The sequence below is a fragment of the Halopseudomonas oceani genome, assembly GCF_002903165.1.
In the GTDB taxonomy this organism is placed as follows: domain Bacteria; phylum Pseudomonadota; class Gammaproteobacteria; order Pseudomonadales; family Pseudomonadaceae; genus Halopseudomonas; species Halopseudomonas oceani.
Genome location: NZ_PPSK01000030.1, coordinates 1 through 25,184, shown reverse-complemented (window position 1 = coordinate 25,184; position 25,184 = coordinate 1). Strand labels below are relative to the sequence as shown.

Sequence of the window (25,184 nt, the reverse complement as noted above, 5' to 3'; positions counted from 1 at the left end):
AGATCACCGCCTTCAACCACCTGCGCGCCGACGCCCTGGACGTCGTCGAGGTTGACCACCGGGGTGCCTTCGTTGTCTTCGATCAGACCAACAGCAGAGACATCACCAGGAGCGGCCGCGACAACATCGGTGATGGACACAACCAAGTCTTCAAAAGTACCGGGGCCACCTTCGAAAACATCGTCATCGAAGGTCGGAATCGAGAGGACATAGCTGGTGTCACCAGCTGGAATAGTTACCGTACCGGTCAACACGGCACCACCGGGCAGATCACTGGCGCTGGCAGACCCCAGAGTTACCGTCCAGGTGAAGGTTACCGGTACCTCACTGGGTGCAGACAGGGAAACCAAAAAATCAAGCGTGCCACCTTCTACAGCCTGAGCACCGCCGATATCGCCTCCGGGCTCAACCGGGGTAATGCTGATCACCGGCGCGCCGTCTTCCGGCAGGAACAGATCTTCCTCGTTGGGAATCTCCAAAGGAGCGGAGGCCAGTGGCCCGGTATCCAGCCCGACGTCTGGTGTTACCCGTAGATCAAGTCGATCAAGCAGAACAAAGGAATGGCCACCCCCCTGCCCACCAGCACCCGCCGCGCCGGCAGCAGCCGGACCGGCTGCGGTGGCTTCAAGCAATTGGGTAGGGTCAACACCGGCGGCGATCGCAGCCTGAATGGCTGCGACATCGATGTCTTGTGGGGAGGCTGCACTGCCCGACCCCGTGTCGTCGGCGACCAGAAAAGAGGAGTCGCGACCCAAATCGAGCTCACGGCCATCACTGAGCTGAAGGGTGACGCTGCCCTGCTCGCCGGTAAAAACCTGTTCGCCAGCCATAACGCGATCGCCTTCGACCAGCAAGCGCTTTTCCCCGCTGGGAGTAACAACCACAACCTGACCAACAACCTGAGTAACTTTTGCGCTGGTAGCCATTTTCATGACTCCTTTCATTTCATGTGGACAACAGCCCCGGGGACACCGTCACTGGATGACACCCGAGAACCCTCGGCTTCCCTTCACCTACCCTCAACGCCGGCTCCGCTAGACTTCCCCTGACGAGACAGCCACCCTACGACGCACGAGCAATAACAACTAATTGGCGATAAAATAACAAAATAATTTATTCGTCAATTTGATGACTATGTGCAAATATACTAAACCTTCAGGGAACACGCTCTTACTGTTTTAGATGCTTTGGCAATATGAGCGCAGGACGCGACTCCAATTTGGTATCAAAACAACATCACAGAGACCACTCTCCAGTTAAAAAGCCTGACTAGACTTGAGAGCAAGCGTGAAACCTGTCGTCCACCAAAAAAACATAACCGGCACAACATCAAGGAGGATCTATGAAATCCTTAACCCCGTGGCAGTTCCTTGCGCTGCCGCTGACTCTGTCCGTGTCTCTAGCCGTTTCGGCGCAGTCGCTGCCCGAGGCCATGCAGACAGCCATCGACAACCATCCTGAGCTGCGTGCCTCTGCCAGCAGCCGACTTTCAGCGGAAGAAAACCTCAAGGGAGCACGGGCAGGATATTACCCAACGGTTGATCTGACCGGCGGCTACGGGCGTGAAGGTACCGATAGCCCCTCTACGCGCGCTGCCGGCAATCACTGGGAAAAACTGAACCGTGGTGAGGGCGCCCTTCGCCTCGGCCAGATGCTGTTCGACGGATTCGCCACCGCCAACGAGGTAGGTCGCAACGTCGCCACCGTCAACTCCCGCGCCTATCGCGTGCTGAGCACGGCGGAGCAGATCGGCCTTGCCACCGCTGACGCCTACCACCAGGTGCTGATGCGACGCGAAATGGTGCGCCTGGCTGAAGAGAACATGCGCAGCCATGAACGTGTTCACGATCAGATTCGTCTGCGCAGTGAGCGCGGCGTCGGCCGCAACGCCGACTTGGATCAGGCCGAAGCCCGACTTGCCCTGGCACGCAACAACCTCGTCACCGAGCAAGCCAATCTGGCCGACGCCGAAGCGGTCTACTACAGTGTCGTTAGCCAACCCCCGGGCGACCTGACACTACCTGCGCCGATTACCGGCATGCTTCCCGAGTCGGTTGAAGCAGCACTGCAGGACATTCCCAATAACCCCTTCATCAAGACCGCCGAAGCCGATCGCACCGCAGCCGAGCGCCAGTACGAGGCTGCAAAGTCGCCCTTCTACCCACGCTTTGACCTGGAGTTGTCGCGCAATTTCGACAACAATCTGGACGGCACTGACGGCCACTACAACGAATGGCAGGCCATGGTCCGGATGCGCTACAACCTGTTTAGCGGCGGTCGAGACAAGGCCCAAATGGAATCCAGCGCACACCAGATCAACGAAGCCATCGAGATTCGCAACAACGCCTACCGCCAGTTGAGTGAAGAACTGCGCCTGGCCTGGAATGCGATGGACAGCGCCCGCAAACAAGTTCCCATTGCTCAGCAGTATGTCGATCACACGGTTCGCGTTCGCCAGGCTTACCGCTCACAGTTCAACATTGGCGAGCGTACCCTGCTTGACCTGCTGGACAGCGAGAACGAACTGTTTACGGCCCAGCGCCGTCTGACCGAAACCCGATTTGCCGAGTATCTGGCGCAATATCGCCTGCTGGCGGTCGCCGGTGAACTGCTGCGCAGCCAGTCGGTAGTCCCGCCGGCTGAATCCATGGCTCTGAGCGATTCAGGTTCTCCGTACTCCGATTTGCCAACAGGTCAATAACATTTTGACAGCGCCTGATGTACTGACGGGGCCGAAAGGCCCCGAACAGGGGGCGAACAGCAACGCAGGGGGTGACCCTCGTAGCCGTTTCGATGATCCACTGCTCGACGCACTGCTGATCCTCTGCACCTGCTTGCAGGTGAAGACCAGTCGCGGTGTGCTTGCCGCTGGCCTGCCCTTGCAGGAGCAGCGGCTTACCCCTGAACTGCTGCCACGCGCAGCAGCCCGAGCCAACCTCCAGGGGCGTATTCTCGACCGCCCGCTGGATCAAATCGACGACATTGCGTTGCCCGCCTTGCTGTTCCTGAAGGACGGCCGCAATGTGGTACTGGAGTCCTGGCAAGGCGTAGATAAAGCCCGCCTGCTCACCAGCGAGTCGGCAGGCGGCGCCAAGTTAATTGAGCGCTCCAAACTCGCAGAGCTGTACACCGGTCGCGCGTTTTTTGCCCAACCGCGGCACCGCTATGAGATGCAGCTGGAATCGCCGTTACCGCGCACCAAGCACTGGTTCAAGGATACCCTGCGCTTATCGCGTCGCCTGTATGCCGACTCCATGGTGGCCAGCTTTTTGATCAACCTGATCGCGTTGATGACGCCGTTGTTCGTCATGAACGTCTATGATCGCGTCGTCCCCAATCAGGCCACTACCACGCTCTGGGTACTGGCAATTGGCATCTCCCTGGCGCTGCTGTTCGACCTGATATTGCGCACCCTGCGCAGCTATTTTCTGGATCTGGCCGGCAAGAAGACCGACCTTATTCTGTCAGCGACGCTATTCGAACGTATTCTCGGCATGAACCTCAAGGCGCGTCCGACGCGAGTCGGCAGCTTCGCCCAGAACATTCATGAATTCCAGAGCTTGCGCGACTTTCTGACCTCGCTCACGCTGACCAGCGTAATCGATGTCCCATTTTCGCTGCTGATTCTGCTGGTGATCGGTTTCATTGGCGGGCCTTTGGTAGCCATCCCTTTGCTGGCCTTCCCCTTAACGCTTCTGCTTGGCTGGATCATCCAAGGCCCGCTGGCTCGCTGCATCGACCAGACCCTGCATCTGGCGAGCGAACGACAGGCCATGCTGATTGAAACGCTGGGCGGTATTGATCTGCTGAAAGTGAACTGCGCCGAGAGCGAGCGACAGCGTCAATGGGAATCCACCGTTGGTGCCCTGGGCCGGCTGGAAATGAAGGCTCGTAAATTATCGACCCTGGCGGTCAACGGCACCATGTTCCTGCAGCAGCTCGCAGGCATTGGCATGATCGTCGCTGGCGTCTATCTGATTGGAGATGGCGCGATCAGCATGGGCGGACTGATTGCCTGCTACCTGCTGAACAGCCGGGCGCTGGCACCGCTGTCCCAGGTTTCCAGTCTCCTGACCCGTTACCAGCAAGCCCGGCTGACCATCGGCACCACCGACAGCATGATGAGCATGCCGCAGGAACGCCAGCCGCAGGCCATTCCCACCCAGCGCCGCCAGTTGCATGGCGCTATCGAAGCGCGGGACGTCTGTTTCACCTACCCGGAACAACAATATCCGGCACTGCAGAACCTGAACCTGCGGATCATGCCCGGCGAGCACGTCGGCATCATCGGCCGCAGCGGTTCAGGCAAAAGCACGCTGGAAAAGCTGTTGCTGAACCTCTACCAGCCCGACAGCGGGCATCTGCTGGTGGACGGCGTCGATATCCAGCAACTGGAAGTGGCAGACCTGCGCCACAACATTGGCTATGTGCCGCAGGATATCCAGCTGTTCAACGGCACCCTGCGCGACAACCTGACACTGGGTGCCCGCTATGTCGATGACGAGCGCCTGCAGCAAGTCGCCGACATGGCCGGAGTAAGTGACTTCGCACGCCTCCATCCGCTCGGTCTGAACCTGCAAGTGGGTGAGCGCGGCATGAATCTGTCGGGCGGGCAACGCCAGGCCGTCGCCGTTGCCCGCGCACTGCTGCTGGACCCGCCGTTACTGGTGCTCGACGAGCCGACCAGCGCCATGGATAACAGCAGCGAAGAGCGCCTCAAGCGCCAACTGCAACCCATTCTGAAAAATCGAACGCTGCTGCTGGTTACGCATCGAGCTTCTATGTTGTCACTGGTAAAACGCCTGATTGTGATTGACGGCGGCAAGATCGTCGCCGATGGCCCCAAGGATCAGGTACTCGAAGCCTTGCGCAAAGGACACGTCAATGTCGCACGCAGCTAAGCCTACCCTGCAGCTGAATGGCGGCGCTGTTCCCGGCAAACCCGCTGCGGCCACCGACACGCCCCTGCCGGATCTCACTCACGCCATCCTTGAGGACTCCTCGAAGTCGGCGCGACTGATGCTCTGGGCATTGGTTGCATTCCTGCTGACAGGGTTGCTTTGGGCGCACTTCGCCAAGGTCGAGGAGTTGACCCGCGGACTGGGCAAGGCCATTCCGCCCGGGAAACTGCAGCGGGTACAGAACCTCGAAGGCGGCATCGTTGCCGAAATTTTGGTCCGCGAAGGCCAAATAGTGGAAAAAGGCACGCCGCTGCTTCGTCTGGATGACACCCGCTTTGCGTCCAATGTGCAGGAAACCCGCGCAGAACAGCTGGGCAAACAGGCGGCAATGGCCCGGCTGACCGCCGAGGCCGAAGGTGGTGAACTGGTCATGCCGGAAGAGGTACTGCGTGAAGCGCCCGAGCTGGCTGAAGCGGAAGTTGCCTTGTACCAGTCCCGTCAGCGCCGACTGGCCGACGAGCTGGCAATTCTCGATGAACAGCGGCGTCAGCGTGAACAGGAACTGAACGAGCTGCGCTCGAAACAGCGTCAGTTCAGCAACAGCCTGGGCCTGCTGCGCCGTGAGATCAACATGTCCGCGCCACTGGTGAAGGACGGTGCTATCTCCGAGGTAGAAGTGCTTCGTCTGCGCCGGGCCGAAGTCGAAACCCGCGGCAACCTCGACGGCACAACTCTGGCGATACCCAGAGCAGAATCCGCGCTACGCGAGGTCGAACGCAAAGCCGAGGAAGCACAGAACCGTTTCCGCAGCGAAGCCTTCGAAGAGCTGAACCAGACTCGCATCGACCTGCAGAAGACTTCTGCCTCAGGACTGGCGCTGGAAGACCGGGTGCGTCGGACCCTGGTGACCTCCCCTGTCCACGGCATTGTCCAGCAGTTGCTGGTCAATACGATCGGCGGTGTTATCCAGCCGGGTAGCGATCTGGTCGAAATTATCCCGCTGGACGACACCCTGCTGTTCGAAGCCCGCATCCGCCCACAGGACATCGCCTTCCTCCACCCCGGGCAGGAAGCGATGATCAAGATCACAGCCTACGATTACACGATCTACGGTGGACTCAAGGGCGAGCTGGAACACATCAGCGCCGATACCGTCACCGATGAAAACGGCGACAGTTTCTACCTGATTCGCCTGCGTACGGACCAGAATCACCTGGGCACAGACGAAAAACCCTTGTTGATCATTCCCGGCATGGTTGCCAGCGTCGACATCATCACCGGCCGCAAGAGCATTCTCAGCTACCTGCTCAAGCCAGTGCTGCGCGCCAGAGCAGAAGCCTTGCGCGAACGTTGAGGAACATCAGGCTGCTGCAGCTACCCAGCGCTGCAGCAGCGCCAGCACCTCGCCAGGAACACGGAAGCCGTTACACAGCAGCGCAAGCTGGCCCTTACGTTCGGCGAACAAAATGGGCAGCTCGGCAAACCCACGATCAGCCACCCAGTTCCAGTCCTGTTCCAGTTGCTGCCGGGTTTCCGGGTGGTCAAAACGGGCAGCAAAAAGCGCCTCGTCATACCCAATGTCAGCAGCGATCTGCATCAGCACTGCGGGCTGGGTGATATCCAACCCCTGTGCGTAGAAAGCGTGCTGAACGGCCCGCGCAAATGGCCAGGCCAGACACTCATCCAGGTTACGCGCCGCAATCAGGGCGCGACTCGCCGGGCCCACATTGAAGACCAGCGAGTCGGGCAACGCATGAGGGTCGGAGAAAGGCTGCCCACTCAGTGCCGCAACCGCCTGCCAATGATCAGCCAGCGCCTGACGCGAGGCGTTGTCCAGTGGGGTATCCAGGTGGGCACGCAGGCTACCTGCCACCAGATGGACCGGTAACTCGGGGAATTCAGCACGAATGGAGTCAAGCAGCGGCGCTAATCCCCAGCACCATGAACACATCGGGTCCATCACGTAGATCAGGCGCTGCTGCATGCGGTACTCCGTATCGGTTATCAGCGGTCAACCTTGGCGTTGGGTGACGCCAGCAACGGGGACATGCCGATTGGATGCGGCCGGTTCTGCGCTTTCGCCAGCTGAATCTGGCGCTGACGCTCCTCGGCACGCTGACGCGTCTTCTCCGGCAGGCTGTCGTAACAATGGGGGCAGCTGATGCCTTCTTCATATTGCGGCGAAGCCTTGTCGTCTGCCGAGACAGGGTGGCGACAGGCGTGGCACTGATCGAATGAGCCCGGTGCCAGATCATGGCGCACGGTTACCCGGTTGTCGAACACAAAGCACTCGCCATTCCACATCGACTCTTCAGCAGGTACGTCCTCAAAGTACTTTAGGATGCCGCCCTTGAGATGGAATACCTCGCCAAAGCCCTCTTCCAGCATGTAGCTTGAGGCCTTTTCACAGCGAATGCCCCCGGTACAGAACATTGCCACCTTTTTGTGACGTTTCGGATCAAAGTGCTCGCGCACATACTCGGGAAATTCACGGAAGGTCTTGGTCTGCGGATCAATAGCACCTTCGAACGTGCCGATTGAGACTTCGTAGTCGTTGCGGGTATCGATCAGCAGTACTTCCGGATCGCTGATCAGCGCGTTCCAGTCCTTGGCCTCAACATAGGTGCCGACCTTACTGGTCGGCGAAATACCGGGCACGCCGAGGGTCACAATCTCTTTCTTCAGCTTGACCTTGGTGCGATAGAACGGCATCTCCTCGCAGTAGGACTCTTTGTAGTCCAGGTCGGCGAGTCGGGCATCGGAGCGCAGCCAGTCCAGCACGCGATCCATACCGTCACGTGGTCCGGCGACAGTGCCGTTGATACCTTCAAGCGCCAGCAGCAAGGTACCTTTGACGCCGTTGGCGACCATGGTGTCGAGCAGCGGCTGACGGAGAGCTTCGTAGTCGTCCAGCTGGACGAACTTGTAGAGTGCCACAACAACAATTGCAGACATGCTTACCTCAGTGTTCAGTGGGCGCCCGCGTAAAGGGCGTACTTTTTGAAGGGCCGCATTCTAGCAAAGCCGCTGACGACAACAAACCGCCGGCGGGCGGACGGGTGAACGAAGCGGCAACGGCCCCTAGTCGGCCTTGCTGCCACCCAGGCAATTTGGCGAAGCCGGTGCCTGCTGTCGTTGCTGCCACTCCGCCGGGGTATAGGTGTGCAAGGCCAGCGCGTGAATTTTCTGCATCAGCCCACCAAGAGTGGCGTAGACCACTTGGTGACGCTTAACCGAATTGAGGCCAGCAAAGCGCTCGCTGACCACCACCGCCTTGAAATGGGACTCCGAGCCGGGCGGCACACTGTGCATGTGGCTCTCGTTGACCAGTTCCAGATGAGTTGGGTTGAGTGCCTGCAGTGCCTGTTCAAGTGCTTGCTGGACGACGGCCATGGTCACCTCCTGAAAAACGGGACGCTATTGTAGCGCAACAAGCCGATCAGGAACCGGCCGGCGGTGGCGTCAGCGCCAGCCTGCGCAAGCGCCGCTGCCGCAGGTTGTTGATCAAACTCGGTGCCAGCGCAATCAGGGCAGAACCGGACACCACCATCAGCGCACCGAGATAAGCCAGGCTGTTGAGGATTTCCGGCTCAATCACACCCGGCCAGAGCATCGCTCCGAGGGCCACCAGCGAGAAGGTAAACAAGGGCGTAGTGGTCACCGTTGCGCTCACCCGCGACGCCTCCCAGTGGGCAAGTGCCTCAGCGAACGCGCCATATGCCACCAGGGTATTGAGACAACACCCCAACAGCAGCCAACCTTGCACCGGGCTCAAGGAGAGCAGCTGAGAAGGTGTCGTCAGCGGCCATATCAACACAGCACAGGACAGATAGATCACCATCATCACCGACACCGACGACCAGACCGTCAGCAACTGCTTCTGCGCCAGACCATACAGCGCCCAGCTGAAAGCTGAAGCAATCGCAATCAGGATCCCCACGGTGTAGCCACTCATCTGTGTCATCAACTCTACCAGACGCTGATTGAAGAACAGAGCAAACCCCGGCAGCAACACCGCCAGCCCCAGTAACTGGCCAAGACCAAAGCGTTCGCGGAATAACAGCATGCTGCCCAGCATCAGCATCACGGGTGCGGTCTGAATAATCAGTTGCATGGTGCCGGCAGACAGCCGATTGAGCGCCATCATGTAAAGCACATAGTTGAACGCAAGCCCCAGTACCGCGACCACCAGCAAGCCCCGGTTACGCGACGACAGACTGCGAATCGATGGCAGTCGACGCTTAGCAGCCAGCCAGGCGAACAACACCAGACCGGCACTCAGCAGTCGGTACCACGTCACGGTATAAGGATCCATGACATTGAGGACTTCCTTCAGCATGATCGGCAGCACGCCCCAGAGCAGGGTGGTAGTCAACGCCAACAGGAATCCGTAAAGCCAGCGGCCGGACGACACATGCATGAAGCACACTCGGAAAGCATAAGGAGAGAGTTTTATTTTAGGAAACCACCCGAATTCGAAACAGAGACAGTTGCAGCCAGCTTCAGCAGCAAACTGTACCGGTCACGGCTCCACTGATGCTTTACTGTCATCGGTGACTCGATGCCACTGCCGCCCCTGCTCATCCGGCGCAACCTGATAGCGCGCCCAGCGAACAAACTCGCTGACTCGGCAGATACCGTTGCCGCCCTCGCCGGCACCCTTGATGATTCGATACCGCACGCGCCCGGCCCGGCCCGGCCGACTGACAACTTGAAGGACTTCACGCACCGACCAGTTACGCCCTGGCAGGCCATTGCTGTAATAACCACCGGCAACCAGGTCACCGGCACTGACCCCCTTGCTCTGCGCATTGGTATTGGCCAGCTCGACCAGCCTCAACAGGTCGTTGAAGTCGATATCCATATAGGCGTTCATCTGCTTCAGCGCGTGCTCGAAATCCTCCGGGGCAATGCCCGGCGCACGGCCGACCGGGTGACGAGTCAATGGCAACGGATAGCGACGACTGGTAAAAAGGCTGTTGAAGAGCACGGCAAACAGCACTATGACGAGCACATCCAGCAGAATCGGGTAGAGCACGAAGTTGTATCCTGCCTCGGCAATCTGCGGCCCACCCAGCACCACGATCATTGCCGTTGCACTGCCCGGCGGATGCAGACAACGGGCGTACATCATGATGATGACGCTGCCGCCTACCGCCAGCGCTGCGAGCCAGAAACCGGCCGGCAACCACTGAATACACGCCACCCCAAAGGCCGCCGACAGGACATGTCCGCCAATCACTGACCAGGGTTGCGACAGCGTACCGTGGGGCATGGCAAACACCAGCACCGCACTAGCCCCCATCGAGCCGGTCACCCAGAGGGCGCCCTCTGCCGCCATTACCAGATGGGTTACCCAATACAGCAGAATCAACGCCAGCGTCGTACCCAGCGCTGAAATCAGTTTTTCCTGATGGGTGGTACTGTCCGGACGCCAACCGAGAAACCTGAGCCCCCGGCGCAACCACCGCACGCGAATCACCTGTTTATATCCCCCGTCCATACGCGTCTGCCAGATGAATGATAGCGCGTTACGCCCGCGAACGAACTGCTATGCTGAAATCGACCTGAACCACTGGAGATGGCGATGAATGAACTGGCCGACCGAGCACTGGAGTCCGGGCACCAGACCAGTGTACTGGTAGAGGAGCAGATCCAGGACTTACTGACGACCTTGCCTGACTGGGAGCTGAACTGCGTTGAGGGCATACACCGGATAGAGCGGGTCTACTCGTTTGACGACTTCGTCACCGCGCTGGCATTCAGCAACCGGGTCGCCGCCCTGGCCGAGGAGCACGACCACCACCCCGCCCTACTGCTGGAATGGGGGCGCGTCACAGCCAGCTGGTGGACGCATTCTCTCGGCGGAGTCCACCTCAACGACCTGATAATGGCCGCCAGGACCGAGCGTCTTTACCAAAACCCACCCCACAGCTGATTGTGATTGGCGACATCACTGATTCCATTAGTAGCCAATTTGTCTAACCAGATCACACTACGACTCTGAAGGCAGTATCATCCCGTGCTATAACAAAAACAGGCGGGTGATACCCCATCGCTACAGCGGTCTACCGCCACGGCCTCTCGTCCGACCAGACCATGCGCCGCACGGTGCCCACAAGGCACCCTTATACATAAAAATAAGAAGGCCTATGCCATGAAATCGTTACTCAAACCCAAATGGTCCACCGTTGCGCTGGTGGTTTTGGCTACCTGGCTGCTGCTGATTCTGCCCAATATGGGGTAACACCAGCCAGCACTGTACAATGCCCGGGAATCTTCAGTACCCGGAGCCCGCGTGAGCGCACCTACAATTGAATCCGCCGACCTGGTCTGGATGGATGGCGATCAACCCTTCTCCAGTCGCTTTGACGACGTCTACTTTTCCCGCGAAAGTGGCCTGGATGAAACCCGACACGTCTTCCTGACCCACAACCGACTCGAACAGCGCTGGACAGCACTGTCCGCTGGCGAGCACTTCTGCATTGCAGAAACCGGCTTCGGTACCGGGCTTAACTTCCTCGCCGCCTGGCAGTTGTGGCAGGCCTGCGCTCCTGTCGACACCTTCCTGCACTTTGTCAGCACCGAAAAATACCCCCTTTCTCGCACGGACCTGCAGCGCGCACTGGCGATCTGGCCAGAGCTAGGCCCATTCAGTGCGGAGTTGCTCTCGCAATACCAGGATCTGACACCCGGCTGGCAGCACTTCTCTTTCGCTGGCGGCCGGGTCACCCTGACGCTACTGATAGGTGATCTGTTCGACACCCTGCCGCAGCTGGATGCAGCGGTTGATGCCTGGTTTCTCGATGGCTTCGCCCCAGCGCGCAACCCGGATATGTGGCAGCCGGCGCTGTATCAGCGCATGGCTGAGCTTTCGCGGCCAGGAGCCACCGTTGCCACCTTTACCAGCGTCGGAGACGTGCGCCGCGGGTTGATTGCCGCCGGCTTTGCAATGCAGAAGGTAAAAGGCTTCGGGCGCAAACGCGAGATGCTCTGCGGGCAACTGGAGCAGGCGCCCGCCTCCCGCTGGCAGGCCCCATGGTACGCCCGCCCAAACACGACCACCGAGCGCAGCGCCATTGTTGTCGGAGCAGGTCTGGCTGGCTGCAGCACGGCTCATTCGCTGGCTCGTCGCGGCTGGCAGGTTACGGTTCTGGAGCGCTTGCCCGAGATCGCCGGGGCCGCCTCCGGCAACCCGCAGGGCATCCTGTATTGCAAGCTGTCGCCTCACCACCCTCCGCTGTCCCGGTTCATCCAAAGCAGCTACCAGTACAGCCTGCGGCTGCTGCAACGGGAACTTGAACCGGGCGAAGGCCGCTGGCAGGCCTGTGGCGTGCTGCAACTTGGCAGTGACGAGAAGGAACTGCGCCGCCAGCAGGGACTGGCTGATCAAGGCTATCCGCACAGCTTCCTGTACGCGGTTAACGCTGCAGAGGCCAGCGCCCTGGCCGGCGTTAAGGTCGAGCGATCCGGATTGTTCTTCCCCGGTGGAGGCTGGGTAAGCCCGCCTGCGCTGTGCCGTCGCCTGCTTGAACACCCCAATATCCAGGTCCGCACTACAACCACGATTGTCGAACTGCGCCGGGACGACGACCAGTGGCAGCTGCTGGACGAAAACGGCAACCAGCTCGCCACCAGTGGTACCGTTATTATCTGCGGCGCCCATGAAACAGCTCGGTTTGCGCAAACCAGGCACCTCGCGCTGAAACCCATCCGCGGCCAGATTACCCACTTGCCAGCCGACAACGACAGCAGCCGACTGAAGACGGTTCTCTGCGCCGATGGCTATGTCTCTCCCGCCAGGCAGGGCCAGCACCATCTAGGAGCCAGTTTCCGGTTCGATCGACTTGACCTTGTGCCAAGCGACGAGGAAAACCAGCACAACCTGGAGCTATTGCTGGGACTGTCTCCTGAGCTGCACCAGCATTTCAGCAGCACGCCGCCGCTGGGAGCCCGGGTCGGCTTGCGCTGCACCGCCCCCGACTACCTGCCGCTACTGGGACCGGTGCTCAAACCGGACAGTTTTTTGCAGCAATACGCAGTACTCGGCAAGGACGCCTCGCAGCAACCAGACGAGCAAGCCCCCTGGCAGCCCGGCCTGTATGTAAACACCGCGCACGGCTCGCGAGGCATGATCAGCGCGCCATTAAGCGGTGAGTTGCTCGCGGCCTGGCTAAATAACGAGCCACTGCCTCTGCCCCGAGACCTCAGCGAAGCGGTCCACCCCTCACGATTCCTGCTGCGTCAGTTGGTGCGCGGGAAGCAAACCAGCCGTCATAAACCAGGACCCGCTGGGCAGCGACAATAAAAGCCTTGTGCTAGCATTCTGATAGACCTGACCATAACAACAATAGATTACGACTGAGGTCGTCGAGCCGAGTGCCCCTGTATGCGTTTCTGCCACGTTTTCATGCTGTGCTGGCTCGTGCTGGGGTTTGCAACCGGGACGCTGGCCAACACCGAACCATCCCACAACCAGCAGGCTGTCGGGGTTGACATCAGCGAGTCGCGCGAGCGCCTCAGTCTGGGTCCGAACCTGCTGATTCTGGAAGACCCGCAAGGCAGCCTGACGCTCCAGCAACTGTTGCGCAGCCACAGCCTGTATCCCTGGCGCGCGATCACCGGCGAACATGTCAACGAAGGCAAAGACCATTCGGTCTGGTGGGTTCAATTTGCGCTGACCAACAACCGACAAACACCCATCGAGGGCGTCATCGAAATTGACTACGCACTCCTCGATAACCTGACCCTGTATCAGATACAGCCGGACGGCCCGCCACTGGTCCAACAGGGTGGTGATCATCTGCCCCAGAACGAGCGCGCCGTCGCAGTGCGCAACCACTGGTTCCCGGTATCACTGCCACCAGGAACCAGCCGTTTTTACCTGCGCGTAGATACCACCAGCACCGTATTTCTGCCGATTTACTTCGCTGACTGGGCAACCAGCAGTGCCCAGCTTGAAAGCAGCATGCTGGCGGCTGGACTGTTCTACGGCATTCTGTTGGGGCTGTTTGCCTATAACCTGTTCTTGCAGATATCCCTGCGCGAGGCAACCTACGCCTGGTACCTGACCCACATCCTCAATATTATGCTGTTCATGGCCTGTTTCGATGGCCTGCTTTGGAAATGGGTCACGATCAGCATTCCTATCCAGACCCTGTGCATCTACACCCTGATGTTTCTGCACTGTGCCGTATCAACCCAATTCAGCCGACACTATCTGCACACCCGCGAGCAGTTTCCGCGGCTGGACAGAGTGCTGCGCTGCAAGATTGTCATTGTGCTCGCCGCCATGGCGATCATCCCGCTGTTCAGCATTGACCTGTACAACAACATGGCCAGCCTGTTTGTGCTGGTCAGCTCGATGATCTTGCTGGGAACCGGTATTTACGTCTGGCGCAAAGGCTTTCGCTACGGCTCCTACTACACCCTTGCCTGGGGCTTTCTGCTCTGTGCTCTAATCGTCTCCACCGCCGGCTCGCTGGGCTTTGAGCTGCTCGGTGCCAGCTACGGCACGCACTGGGTCAAGTTCGGCATGTGCGCGGAAATGATCATCCTCTCGCTGGGCCTGGCCGACCGTATCAATGCCTTGAAGGAAGCCCGCTATAAAGCCGACGAGGCTGCTCGCCAGGCGCGTCTTGAGACCTTGGCACAGAGCCGCTTTCTGGCCCGCATGAGCCATGAGATTCGCACCCCGATGAACGGGGTCCTTGGCATGCTTCAGTTACTGCAGGATACCCGGCTGGATAACCAGCAACGCTTCTACATCGACACAATCAGCAAGTCAGGCCACACCCTGCTCACCGTCATCAATGACATCCTTGACTTCGCTCGCCTGGAGTCCGGGCGGGTCAAACTGGAAACAATCGCCTTTGATCCTGAGGAACTGGTGTCCGAAACAGCCAGCCTGTTCACCGCTCAGACGCTGGAAAAGCACCTTGGTCTGTACTGCACCATCTCCCCAGACCTGCCTGAACACCTGATCGGTGACCCCACCCGGCTGAAGCAGGTGCTGATGAACCTGCTCAGCAATGCATTCAAGTTCACCGCAAAGGGGCACGTCAGCGTGTTCGTAACAGGAGTGCCTCGCAATCAGGCACGAGACAGCTGGGATATTCGATTTGAGGTGAGGGACACGGGCATCGGTATCGCCCGGGACGCCCAGACCAGCCTGTTTGACTCCTTTACCCAGGCCGACAGCAGTACAACCCGGCGCTACGGCGGCACCGGCTTAGGGCTGGCAATCAGCCAGGAGCTGGTGCGCTTGATGGGGGGCTCTATCAGTCTGGACAGTGATGCGGAAAAAGGCACCTGCATGTATTTCTCGGTGCCGCTGGGCAGTTCAAGCAGCGCCCTGCCAAGCGCCCAGTCCAAACGGGCCCTGGTGATCACCAGGCAAACCGAGGCGCGCCAGCACTACCAGTCACAGCTTGAGCGACTCGGGTTCAGCGTTCAGCACAGCGACGCCAGCTCTACCGAGGCGCCGACCCAGCCGGCAGACTTGGTCATGCTCGACACCCAGGACATCCCCACCGACCGCCTCCAGCAGTTACTGCATCAGTGCGCACAGGAAGCAATCCCGGTGCTGCTGTTGCGCAACGCCGACGATAGTCGCCAGTTGGTCTGGCAAGGGCAGGTAGTGGAGCAGAGTCTTCCGCTGCTACCGAGTCAGTTGCGCAAGACGCTGATACGCTTGAACAATAGCGCCGAGCAACACACTCCGCCAGCAGCGCAACCCAGCAAGGAACAACGACGTGGGCGCGGTCACCTGCTGGTAGCAGAAGACAATCAGGTCAACCAACTGGTGGTCAAGACCCTGCTGGAGAAAGCGGGATACAGCGTCGAAATCACCGAAAACGGCCAAGAGGCACTAAGCAGCTACCGCGACGATCCCGATCACTACGACCTGATATTGATGGATTGCGAAATGCCTGAGATGGATGGTTTTGAAGCAACTCGACGCATCCGTGCCCACGAGCAGCGAGAACACCTGCCACGCACGCCGATCGTTGCCCTGACCGCGCATGTGCTCGACACCCACCGCCTAGAAGGCATGGCTGCCGGCATGGACGACTACCTATCCAAACCAGTAGACAGCGAACAACTGTATGCCAGTCTGCAGCGGCTAATCAGGAGCCGAGCAACCCACTGAGCCCCTCAACCAGCAGCTTGCCACCAGTCAGCAACAAAAACACATAGCACAGACGGTAGATCAGTTGCTCGTTGCTACGCTGCAGCATCCAGAACCCGAGCCGGACCCCAATCGGAGCCAGCGGCATCAATACCAGCGAGGTCAGCAAGTTCTCGCTGGAAAACTGCCCCAGGTAGACATAGGCAGGCACCTTTGCCCAGTTGACCAGGGTAAAGAACACCGCCAACGTCCCCATCAGCAGGGTTTTCTCCAGCCGCTGAGGCAGCATGTAGACGTTAATCGGTGGACCTCCGGCATGAATACCAAAACTGGTAAAACCGGAAAGCAGCCCCCAAAACCGCCCTCGCCAGACACCAGCGGGACGCGCCTCTGACTGTCCCCGCCGAAACCAGGCGTTGAGTACAAAAAGCACGGCAATAGTACCGATAAGCAGCCGAATATGCTCCTCGTTGAGAACCCGGAACGACAGTGCGCCCAAGGCAACGCCGACCATTGCCGCCGGCAATATAATGCGCAGATTGGTCTTGTCCCAGCGCCCGCGGAACGTGCGTATTGCGACCAGATCCATAGCACAGAGAATCGGTAGCAGAATACCGGCCGCCTGCTGTGGAGAAACCACCATTGCCATCAACGGCACCGACAGGATTGCGATATTGCCGCCAAAGCCGCCCTTGGCGATGCCGTAGAGCAGCACCGCCGGAACAGCACAGAGATAGAACAGCGGATCGTCAATCATTATCCAGTTGATACCCTCGTAAAGGGCGCGAGTGTACCATTGCCCCACCTGTCAGCAGAGAAACCAGCGTATGTTGATTCCCTACGAGTTGTTGGAACCAGAAACCCTTGACGCCCTGCTCGAAGATTTTGTGACCCGGGACGGAACCGATAACGGCGACGACAGCAGCCTGCAGCAGCGGGTTGCCCAGGTACGTCGACTGCTGGAACGCAAGGACATCCTGATCGTTTTTCACCCGGATACCGGCGACACCAGCCTGGCCCACCGCCACAGTGTGCCAGCCGAGCTGCTGCAAGCCTTTCTTGCCGATCAGTCCTGAACCAGCCAAACGCCCGCTCGCAGGGCTCCCCAGCCCTGCCAGGCCTGTGACATATCAGCGCATAGCGGCTTGGTACGCAAAGCAGTCAAAACGGCCTTGAGCCAAATCATTCCGCGCATTCCAGCCCGGTTCCGCGCCGCTAATGAGCCTACCCCCCACGCGTGCAAGCGCTTGGAGCTTGGCCCGCGAGCGGCTACCATAGGCGTTTTCTCCTGCAGGTTTGCGAGGTAGTGATGAAACAATATGTAGCCTTGGCCCTGACCGGCCTGCTCGGCTTGGGCAGTTTCTCTGCGCAAGCCTGTACCCCGGAAGAATCCATTGCCAAGGGTGAGTTACTGGCACAACTGATCTATGACCGTACCAAGGATCAACCGGGCAAAGCCGATGAGCTGAACGCTCGCCTGAAGGCGCTGCAGGAACAGGATCCTGCTAATGGCCGCTACGATTCCTGCCAGGGCTACCAGCGCATTATCGACGAGCTGGAAGGCCGCGTGACAACCGATACTCCCGCCGAAAACAATCAGTAAATTCGATATAAAAAACGCATTTTTTGCGTTATAAAATCGATTTTTACCGCCATACAATGGCGCATAGCCTCAACCAAGGAGATGCGCCATGAGCCAATACCGTGACCTGACCGAAGTTGTCGTCGGCCAACCTGCCTCCGATGGTGCAGGCGTGCGCCTGACCCGCGTCTTCGGCGGACGCGATGCCGCGCGCTTTGATCCATTCCTGATGCTGGACGAGTTCGACTCCGACAGCGCCGAAGATTACATCGGCGGTTTTCCTTCGCACCCGCACCGAGGCTTTGAAACAGTCACCTACATGCTGGAAGGCCGTATGCTGCACGAAGACCACTTGGGTAATCAGGGCCTGCTCGGCCCCGGTGATGTCCAATGGATGACAGCAGGCCGCGGCATCATTCACTCTGAAATGCCGCAACAGGACCACGGCACCATGCGCGGCTTTCAGCTCTGGCTGAATCTGCCCGCTGCCGACAAGATGCAGCCTGCGCACTACCGCGACCTGCCTGCTACGGCAATGCCTGAGTGTGAACTCAGCGGTGGCGGCCAGCTCAAGCTGATCGCTGGCCGGCTGGAGCACCAAGGTCAGTCATTGACAGGTCCGATTACCGGCGGCGCCACCGAGCCGCTGTATATCGATCTGCAACTGCCCGAAAACACACGCGTGACGCTGCCCGTGCCCGCAACCCATCGAGTGCTCAGTTATGTTTACGAAGGCAACGTGACAGTGCATGGCGCCGCACGCGCAGCAAACCTGCGAAAGGGACAGCTCGGACGATACGGCGAAGGAGACAGCGTACGTTTAGAGGCAGGGCAGGCAGGGGCACGCCTGCTGCTGCTGGCAGGCCGCCCTATCGGCGAACCGATTGTTCAGTACGGACCATTCGTGATGAACACCGAAGCCGAAATTCACCAGGCAATCAAAGATTATCAGCTCGGCCAGTTGACTGCCTGAGACGCCAGAGCACCGGGCTCAGAGAATCTGGGTTCGGCCTGCCAAGGCATGAGCCAGGGTACCGCCGTCTATGTATTCCAACTCACCACCCAGAGGAACACCGTGGGCGATCCGTGACACTCGGATTCCGCGCGGGCGCAGCAGTTCAGCGATGTAATGGGCTGTCGCTTCGCCTTCCACGGTCGGGTTGGTCGCCAGAATGACTTCGTCCACCGGCCGTCCCTCCAGACAGTCAAGCAACGCCGGCACGCCGATTTCATCAGGGCCCATGCCGTCGATCGGCGACAGGTGCCCCTTGAGCACAAAGTAGCGACCATTGAAGCCACCGGCCTGCTCGACCGCCCAGACGTCAGCCGGACTCTGCAACACGCAGACCAACCGATCATCCCGGCGAGGATCGCTACATAGCGAGCAAATCTCAGTCTCGCTCAACGTACGGCAGCGTTGGCAGTAGCCAACGCCGTCAACCGCCGCCTGCAGGGCATGCGCCAGATGCGCGGCAGCGGCGCGATCACGCTCAAGCAGATGCAATGCCATACGTTGCGCGGTTTTCGGCCCAACGCCCGGCAGGCCGCGCAAGGCGTCGACCATCTGACGAATCAGCGGACTGAAGCTCATCGATCAGAACGGCATCTTGAAGCCATCAGGCAAGTTCATGCCCGAGGTGAGGCCAGACATCTTGTCCTTGTTTGCCTGCTCCAGCTTGCGCACAGCGTCGTTCACCGCGGCTGCAATCAGGTCTTCCAGCACTTCCTTGTCTTCCTGCATCAGGCTGTCATCAAGGTTGACTCGACGCACATCATGACGCCCGGTCATCACAACGGACACCAAGCCCGCACCGGACTGTCCAGTAACTTCCATATTGGCCAGCTCTTCCTGCATCTTGGCCATCTTTTCCTGCATCTGCTGGGCCTGCTTCATCAGGCCTGCCATGCCACCTTTCATCATGACGCTATCCTCCAGTTTCAGCTCGCGGGTTCGTCAATTGGGCGAATAGTATCCGCACAAATTTCCGCGGAAAACTCCGCGCACAATCGTTGGACCATCGGGTCGCTTTGAATACTCAGCTCAGCCGCCTTTTGGCGCGCGGCCTTGCGGCGCGCGGCTGCCACTGCCGGCGTCTCCTGGGTGGGCGCGTTGACCTCAACCACCAGTTCCACCGTAGCCTGCGTCGCGCCGGCAATTGCCTGCTCCAGGCGCTTGCGATGGTTTTCGTTATAGAGCGCACTATGGCCGGGGTCCAGATGCAGCGTCCAGCGTCCAGCATCCCGAGCGATCAGCTGGCAGTGTGCCGCGATACTCTGGGTCAAACCACTCAACCCCAGGCGTTCAAACAACCCAAGCCACTCCGCAGCCAAACCCGTAGCCGGCGGCAGATCACTCAGGTTGTCACTGTCGTCTTCCGCGGGCGACGCAACGGCTTCCGGCTGCCAATCCGCGATGTACTGGCTGACATCGAGCTCTTCATCGTCTTCCTGATCAATACCGCTGTCATCCGGCGGAGGCCCATCCAGCCAGTCTGCCGGCGGCTCATCCTGCGGTGGACGATAGGGCGTCTTCGGACTCAATGGATGAGTGACCGAGCCTGGCGCAGCATCGGGTCCAGCCGCTATCGCAGACGGCTCGACGCTCGCGGGGTCAGCAGCAGACGTATCAGTAGCGGCAACCTCCACCTCGCTCCGCTCCGCAGCCGGTTCGACCACAGGTCCTTTCGGCGCGCTGACCGACGCCGAAGAGTCTGCCTGCTCCGCTGCAGGTGCAGGTGCAGGTGCAGGTGCAGGTGCAGGTGCAGCAGGTTGCGCATCAGCAGCAGGAGCGGCAACCGGCTCAGCGGTTGGCGCCTTGGTGTGTGCGGGCTCAGTGCTGGCTGAACTGGGCCCTGTCGACTTTTCCGGCTCTGGCGGCGCTGCCCCACTCGGTGGTGCCGCCGGAGTCACTGTGATGCCACTGGAAGCGGCATCACCGAGAGTGCCAGGGCGAAACGCCAACATCCGCAGCAACGCCATCTCGAATCCGCCGCGCGGCTCTGGCGCCAACGGCAGGTCTCGTCGCCCATGCAGTGCCAATTGGTAGAACAGCTGCACATCCTCGGCACTGACCTTGCCGGCCAGCTCCAGCACTCGCTGCTGATCACCAAGGCTATTATCCGTTGCTTCAGGCACGACCTGAGCCATTGCCAGGCGCTGCAAGGTTGAAATCAATTCCGCAAGCACACCCGCAAAGTCGACGCCCTGCTCTGCCAACTGCGCCGCAGCGGCCATCAGGGCCCGCGCATCACCAGCGATCAGCGCTTCCAGCACGCCAAATACCTGACCGTGGTCGATCGTGCCAAGCATGCTGCGTACCTGCTCAACCCGCAGCTGACCGTTGCCAAAGGCAATGGCCTGATCGGTCAGACTAAGCGCATCCCGCATCGAACCATCAGCGGCGCGACCAAGCAGCCAGAGGGACTCTTCATCGAAACCGATCTGCTCCTCGCCCAGAACGTGGCGCAGGTGCTCAACCACCTTCTCCGGCGGCATGTTCTTCAACGAGAATTGCAGACAGCGCGAGAGGATAGTGACCGGCAGTTTCTGCGGATCTGTTGTCGCCAACAGGAACTTGACGTGTTCTGGCGGCTCCTCCAGCGTCTTCAACAGCGCATTGAAACTGTGACTGGAGAGCATGTGCACTTCGTCAATCAGGTAGACCTTGAACCGTCCACGGGACGGCGCGTACTGCACGTTCTCGAGCAGTTCACGGGTATCCTCGACCTTCGTTCGGCTGGCAGCATCGACCTCGATAAGATCGACAAAGCGCCCCTGGTCAATCTCCTGGCATGCGGAGCACTGACCACAAGGTTCGGAGCTGATGCCGGTCTCACAGTTCAGGCACTTGGCGAGAATTCGGGCAATGGTGGTTTTACCAACACCGCGAGTGCCGGTGAACAGATAGGCATGATGCAGGCGGTTGTTATCCAGCGCATTGATCATTGCCTGCAGCACGTGGGTCTGACCGACCATCTCACGAAACAGGCGGGGACGCCATTTGCGGGCTAGTACCTGATAACTCATTGGCTCTGTTCGTTTCCGTTGATCGAATGCAAGCGGGTAATGTACCCAAGCAAAGACTACAATGCGAGTGAAAGACGCCATTTCCCGCCCCGCAGGCGGCAGTTGGTGACAGTCCGCAGGACTGGGGCGAAGGCATGCCCGCTAACCCTGTTCGCAGTTGCGAAACAGTTTCCAGCATGCCAGAGGAAGTTCCTGCACTATGCCAGCTCTGAAAAACCTCACCATAAAACTACGGCTTACCATCCTGACCGCGTTTGCCCTGCTGCTGCTGGTCATCCTGAGCGTCATCTCAGTCAGTGCGATCAACAAAGCCGCGCAGTCACTGGATACGGTCTACCATGACCGCCTAATCCCGACCGGCCAGCTCGGACGCATTCAGCAAGAACTGCAAAATGTCCGAGCCGAACTGCTGCTATCCTTTCAGCACGACCCCAGCCAGCCGATGAGCAACAGCCACGACCATCCTGTCAACCAACACCTTGAGGAAGTCAACGGCTCACTCAAGCGCGTCGACACCGACTGGAAGGCCTACCTGTCGACATATCTTACTCCGGATGAAAAACAACTTGCGGACAAGGCCAGTCAGCAGTTGAGCACGCTACTGAATCAGGGCGTCAACCCGACACTAACCGCCCTGCAGCGTCAGGATTACGCCAACGCAAACCGCACCTTGCTAACATCGCTGCAGCCTGCAGCCAGCGCACTGGACGGTACACTGGAGCGCATGCTCGCCCTGCAGGTCGGTATTGCCGAGCAGGAGTATCAAAAGGCAGAGCAGAGCTACCATCACACCCTGATGATCGACATCGCTACCACACTGGTAGCACTGGCAGTATTGACGCTGCTCTCCTGGAGCATCATTCACGGCATCAGCGCCGCCGTTACCAAACTGGAACAAGCCAGCACCAGGCTTGCCGACGGCGACCTGTCGGCCCGTACCCACGATCGTAGCAGCGATGAACTGGGCCGCATCAGCAACGCATTCGACCGCATGGCTGAGCGCTTTCAACAGACCATCAACCAAGTCGCCGGCTCCAGCAGCCAACTGGCCGCTGCGGCCGAAGAAACCTCCGCCATCAGTGTGCAAACCGGTACTGGGGTGCGTCAGCAGCAGCACGAGATCGAGCAGGTCGCAACGGCAATGCACGAGATGACTACCACCGTGCAGGACGTTGCGCGCAATGCCTCGTCCGCAGCCGAATCCTCACGCCAGGCCGAGCAGGAAGCGCAACAGGGGCGGCAGCTGGCGACACGCACCATCGACGCCATCCAGTCACTGGCCGAAGAAGTTGAGCGCGCCGCTCAGGTGATTCAGCGACTGGAGCAGGAAAGTGACAGCATCAGCTCCGTGCTGACCGTGATTCAGGGAATTGCCGAACAGACCAACCTGCTGGCGCTGAATGCCGCCATCGAAGCCGCACGAGCCGGCGAACAAGGCAGAGGCTTCGCCGTCGTGGCCGACGAAGTCCGGGCGCTGGCTTCACGCACCCAGCAGTCCACCTCGGAAATTCAGAACATGATAACCCGCCTGCAAGACGGGACTGGAGAAGCCGTCAGCGTCATGCAGGTCAGCAGAGAGAAGGCACGGCAAGGTGTTGACGCCGTCGGCCTGGCCGGTGACCGCCTGCTGGCGATTACCGACGCAGTAACCCACATCAGCGACATCAACGCCCAGATTGCATCAGCAGCCGAAGAGCAGTCCTCTGTCGCGGAGGAAATCAACCGCAACATTACCAACGTCAGCGATATTGGCCGCCAGACCAGCACCGCATCGGAACAGAGCGCCGTTACCAGCCAGGAACTCGCGCGTCTGGCCGCTGATCTGCAGGAACTGATCAGTCACTTCAAGGTTTGACCTGTACCTGCGGTGTCGGCCTCATTGCAGGCAGGCACCGCACTCCCCTTACCCACCATTACCTGCCAGCCAGCGACACGAACAACGGGCCGCCACCAGAGGTGCGTGCGCAGCGGCGCCAGGCACACCAATTTAAACTCCGCAAACAACACACGCGCAAAAAATCACCGCCGCGGCTAAAGGCAGAGCAGTATGCAAGGAAGAGAAGAGAAGAGAAGAGAAGAGAAGAGAAGAGAAGAGAAGAGAAGAGAAGAGAAGAGAAGAGAATATTGAGGGAGAGAGATTTGGAGGCAACCCCACCAGCCACACCCCGGCACACGATATGACCGCTGCGGCTGCTCCCTTCCGGGCCTGACCGGGTGGGAGGAAATCCTTGATTTAGAGCCTTCTGCCACTTCAGGCAGGAACGAAAACAGATTATCAGTTCACGATAGAAAGACTACCAACAGACGATTACTTGTACCACTCTTTGTACCACCTCTTGTGCCACCAACGCGGCTAGCAAAACTCAGCAACAGACTATAGACTCAGCCTCGAATAATGTTTGCTGGGAGCCTTATTCATGCCAGAGGCCTTGACCTCAAACGGCATAACACACACCTCTCCGAGATTTGAAAAACATCTCTTCCCCCACCAGCATAAAAATCGCTTCGCTTCCGAGATTACTTTCCGACTTGATGCAACTTATTCGGAAACGTATCCACTTTGTGCAGACACCTCTGCAACTGAAAGTCGTCTCCGACTGCTTCTGAACAGACTTCCCTTCCAATGGTCCCCCGACCAGGCGTGCGCGTGGGCGAGTCTTAAGCAGTTCCTGAGAGTAGCGGAGCTTACCCCCAAAAGCCGGAGGCAAAAGCTGTGACAAAGAAAGCCAATAAAACCCTGCAAGAAGTCTTTGACGAGTACATCGCTTTACGTCGTCCGAAGCTGTCGACAGCAGCAGACTATCAAGCGGTGCTCAATCGCTACGCCAAGGACTGGCTGCCGAAGCCATGGTCAGCACTGACTTCGGACGTCTTTGAAAAGCGCTTCGCTGAAGTCAGTTTGAAGTCACCCGCACAAGCGAACTATTTCGTACGCGTGATGGGCGCTATTTGGAAGTTCGCCACAATCAAATACGAAGTGAACAAGAGGAATCCGACAGATCGAATAAAGGCTCTCGGAGCACTGAACAAAATCAAGCCGAGGGACAACATAATCCACGACATAATCCAGCCAAAGTGGTGGTCCGCTGTCCAAAAACTGGACAACCAACACCTGACTGCAGCGCTGATATTTCTGGCCCTCACAGGCTGCCGCAAAAGCGAGGCCCTAAAGCTGCACTGCTCGGATATAGACTGGCAGGCACGTGTCGTCACTTTTAGTGAGACCAAGAATGGAACGATTCACAGACTTCCTCTCCCAGACCGACTGCATTCATTTCTCTATCAGCACTGCAAAGGCAGAAGCGGGCCAGTCTTCGCGGTATCTGACCGGAGCATTAACTACGTAGCAGCAGACATATCAAGACGGATAGGCTTTAAGTGGACACTGCATGATTTGAGACGGACTTTCGTCACCGTAGCTCAGCGCACACTCAACGACCTAGCAACTGTCAAACGCCTAGTAAACCACTCCACCGGCGGGGACGTGACAACGAAGCACTATCTGAAACTGACCGTTGATGACCTGCGAAAGCCGATGCAGCGG

At 59.0% G+C, this 25,184-nt stretch carries 21 protein-coding genes; 11 read left to right on the top strand and 10 right to left on the bottom strand.

Features of this window, described 5'->3' with window-relative positions; genetic code table 11:
- On the bottom strand, positions 1-926 hold a 926-nt coding region (locus C1949_RS18225), incomplete at its 3' end, for a retention module-containing protein (RefSeq protein ID WP_104739834.1).
- Between the two features lie 416 nt (positions 927-1,342).
- Between C1949_RS18225 and C1949_RS18220 the strand changes: the two genes are divergently transcribed.
- Genes C1949_RS18220 through C1949_RS18210 form a run of 3 tightly spaced genes read left to right on the top strand, consistent with a single transcriptional unit; the run spans position 1,343 to position 6,255 of the window.
- Positions 1,343-2,701 carry a TolC family outer membrane protein gene (locus tag C1949_RS18220; RefSeq protein WP_104739833.1) on the top strand — a complete coding sequence of 453 codons (1,359 nt, stop codon included), beginning with the start codon at positions 1,343-1,345 and terminating at the stop codon, positions 2,699-2,701.
- Positions 2,702-2,723: 22 nt separating this feature from the next.
- Complete coding sequence (locus C1949_RS18215) at positions 2,724-4,901, top strand: type I secretion system permease/ATPase (RefSeq protein WP_104739836.1); 2,178 nt, start codon at positions 2,724-2,726, stop codon at positions 4,899-4,901.
- Positions 4,885-6,255, top strand: a complete 1,371-nt coding sequence (locus tag C1949_RS18210) for an HlyD family type I secretion periplasmic adaptor subunit (protein WP_104739832.1) — start codon at positions 4,885-4,887, stop codon at positions 6,253-6,255. The genes C1949_RS18215 and C1949_RS18210 overlap by 17 nt, the downstream gene beginning before the upstream one ends.
- A 6-nt stretch (positions 6,256-6,261) precedes the next feature.
- Here C1949_RS18210 and C1949_RS18205 read toward each other — a convergent pair whose 3' ends face one another.
- From C1949_RS18205 to C1949_RS18185, 5 genes are all read right to left on the bottom strand, one after another.
- The gene (locus tag C1949_RS18205; protein ID WP_104739831.1) at positions 6,262-6,885 is read right to left on the bottom strand and encodes a DsbA family protein; all 624 of its coding nucleotides are present in this window, start codon (positions 6,883-6,885) and stop codon (positions 6,262-6,264) included.
- 20 nt (positions 6,886-6,905) lie between these two features.
- A complete protein-coding gene (trhO, locus tag C1949_RS18200) occupies positions 6,906-7,856 on the bottom strand; it encodes an oxygen-dependent tRNA uridine(34) hydroxylase TrhO (protein ID WP_104739830.1) in 951 nt (316 codons plus the stop codon).
- Positions 7,857-7,982: 126 nt separating this feature from the next.
- Positions 7,983-8,294 (bottom strand): BolA family protein, encoded by a 312-nt coding sequence (locus C1949_RS18195; protein ID WP_104739829.1) that lies wholly within the window; start codon positions 8,292-8,294, stop codon positions 7,983-7,985.
- 46 nt (positions 8,295-8,340) lie between these two features.
- Positions 8,341-9,321 carry a DMT family transporter gene (locus C1949_RS18190; RefSeq protein WP_104739828.1) on the bottom strand — a complete coding sequence of 327 codons (981 nt, stop codon included), beginning with the start codon at positions 9,319-9,321 and terminating at the stop codon, positions 8,341-8,343.
- A gap of 102 nt (positions 9,322-9,423) precedes the next feature.
- A complete protein-coding gene (locus C1949_RS18185) occupies positions 9,424-10,374 on the bottom strand; it encodes an HPP family protein (RefSeq protein ID WP_170063117.1) in 951 nt (316 codons plus the stop codon).
- A gap of 114 nt (positions 10,375-10,488) precedes the next feature.
- Between C1949_RS18185 and C1949_RS18180 the strand changes: the two genes are divergently transcribed.
- The 3 genes from C1949_RS18180 (at position 10,489) to C1949_RS18170 (ending at position 16,053) form a co-directional block, all read left to right on the top strand.
- Positions 10,489-10,839: a 4a-hydroxytetrahydrobiopterin dehydratase gene (locus C1949_RS18180; RefSeq protein WP_104739826.1), complete on the top strand. Its 351-nt coding sequence runs from the start codon at positions 10,489-10,491 to the stop codon at positions 10,837-10,839.
- A gap of 360 nt (positions 10,840-11,199) precedes the next feature.
- On the top strand, positions 11,200-13,209 hold the full coding sequence (gene mnmC / locus C1949_RS18175; RefSeq protein WP_268236197.1) for a bifunctional tRNA (5-methylaminomethyl-2-thiouridine)(34)-methyltransferase MnmC2/FAD-dependent 5-carboxymethylaminomethyl-2-thiouridine(34) oxidoreductase MnmC1: 2,010 nt from the start codon (positions 11,200-11,202) through the stop codon (positions 13,207-13,209).
- A gap of 81 nt (positions 13,210-13,290) precedes the next feature.
- A complete protein-coding gene (locus C1949_RS18170; RefSeq protein ID WP_104739825.1) occupies positions 13,291-16,053 on the top strand; it encodes a hybrid sensor histidine kinase/response regulator in 2,763 nt (920 codons plus the stop codon).
- Here C1949_RS18170 and C1949_RS18165 read toward each other — a convergent pair.
- Positions 16,031-16,789, bottom strand: coding sequence for a sulfite exporter TauE/SafE family protein (locus C1949_RS18165; protein WP_104739824.1), 759 nt, complete (start codon positions 16,787-16,789; stop codon positions 16,031-16,033). The two genes, C1949_RS18170 and C1949_RS18165, sit on opposite strands and share 23 nt — an antisense overlap.
- 70 nt (positions 16,790-16,859) lie before the next feature.
- On the opposite strand from C1949_RS18165, the gene C1949_RS18160 reads away from it, so the two are divergent.
- The 3 genes from C1949_RS18160 to C1949_RS18150 all read left to right on the top strand — a co-directional run bounded on the left by C1949_RS18160 (position 16,860) and on the right by C1949_RS18150 (position 18,587).
- Complete coding sequence (locus C1949_RS18160; RefSeq protein ID WP_104739823.1) at positions 16,860-17,108, top strand: YheU family protein; 249 nt, start codon at positions 16,860-16,862, stop codon at positions 17,106-17,108.
- Positions 17,109-17,341: 233 nt separating this feature from the next.
- Complete coding sequence (locus C1949_RS18155) at positions 17,342-17,635, top strand: hypothetical protein (protein ID WP_104739822.1); 294 nt, start codon at positions 17,342-17,344, stop codon at positions 17,633-17,635.
- 88 nt (positions 17,636-17,723) lie between these two features.
- Positions 17,724-18,587: a pirin family protein gene (locus C1949_RS18150; protein ID WP_104739821.1), complete on the top strand. Its 864-nt coding sequence runs from the start codon at positions 17,724-17,726 to the stop codon at positions 18,585-18,587.
- A gap of 18 nt (positions 18,588-18,605) precedes the next feature.
- Here the strand turns inward: C1949_RS18150 and recR are convergent, their stop codons facing one another.
- From recR to dnaX, 3 genes are read right to left on the bottom strand one after another with little or no spacing between them, the layout of a single operon-like run.
- A complete protein-coding gene (recR, locus tag C1949_RS18145; protein ID WP_104739820.1) occupies positions 18,606-19,205 on the bottom strand; it encodes a recombination mediator RecR in 600 nt (199 codons plus the stop codon).
- A 3-nt stretch (positions 19,206-19,208) separates the two neighbouring features.
- Entirely contained in the window at positions 19,209-19,535 is a 327-nt protein-coding gene (locus C1949_RS18140) for a YbaB/EbfC family nucleoid-associated protein (protein ID WP_104739819.1), read from the bottom strand.
- A 17-nt stretch (positions 19,536-19,552) separates the two neighbouring features.
- Complete coding sequence (dnaX, locus tag C1949_RS18135) at positions 19,553-21,640, bottom strand: DNA polymerase III subunit gamma/tau (protein WP_104739818.1); 2,088 nt, start codon at positions 21,638-21,640, stop codon at positions 19,553-19,555.
- A 199-nt stretch (positions 21,641-21,839) separates the two neighbouring features.
- On the opposite strand from dnaX, the gene C1949_RS18130 reads away from it, so the two are divergent.
- Positions 21,840-23,495 (top strand): HAMP domain-containing methyl-accepting chemotaxis protein, encoded by a 1,656-nt coding sequence (locus tag C1949_RS18130; protein WP_104739817.1) that lies wholly within the window; start codon positions 21,840-21,842, stop codon positions 23,493-23,495.
- Between the two features lie 858 nt (positions 23,496-24,353).
- The coding region (locus tag C1949_RS18125) for a tyrosine-type recombinase/integrase (protein WP_104739816.1) at positions 24,354-25,184 on the top strand (831 nt) is incomplete at its 3' end.